The organism is Winogradskyella immobilis, assembly GCF_021887715.1.
Lineage (GTDB): Bacteria > Bacteroidota > Bacteroidia > Flavobacteriales > Flavobacteriaceae > Winogradskyella > Winogradskyella immobilis.
In genome coordinates this window covers 1-585 of the sequence record NZ_JAIQXX010000065.1, presented here as the reverse complement: position 1 = coordinate 585, position 585 = coordinate 1, and the positions used below count along the sequence as shown (strand labels likewise).

The following is a 585-nucleotide window of genomic DNA, read 5'->3' as shown; positions in this document are numbered from 1 at the left end:
ACCAGTAATAACTTTAAATGGATCATCAATAGTTGATTTAAATGTAGGAGATACTTATACAGAATTAGGTGCAACGGCAACAGATAATATAGATGGTGATTTAACACCGAATATAATTATCACAGGTTCAGTAGATACATCAATAGCAGGAGTGTACACGGTAACTTATAGTGTTAGCGATGCAGCAGGGAACAGTGCCTCAGTCGACAGAACAGTTAATGTTAATGCAGATACGACAGCACCAGTAATAACTTTAAACGGATCATCAATAGTTGATTTAAATGTAGGAGATACTTATACAGAATTAGGTGCAACAGCAACAGATAATATAGATGGTGATTTAACAGGAAATATAAATATTACAGGCACAGTAGACACATCAATAGCAGGAGTATATATATTGACATATAGTGTTAGTGATGTAGCAGGGAACAGTGCATCAGTAGATAGAACGGTTAATGTTAATGCAGATATTACAGCCCCAGTAATAACTTTAAATGGATCATCAATAGTTGATTTAAATGTAGGAGATACTTATACAGAATTAGGTGCAACAGCAACAGATAATATAGATGGTGATTTAAC

1 protein-coding gene is annotated in these 585 nt (G+C 34.2%); it reads left to right on the top strand.

All coding sequences use genetic code 11. The annotated features are described in order from the left end of the window. Window positions 1-585 (top strand): DUF5011 domain-containing protein (locus tag K8Z87_RS13845; protein ID WP_227478167.1); only part of this gene is annotated, 585 nt, incomplete at both ends.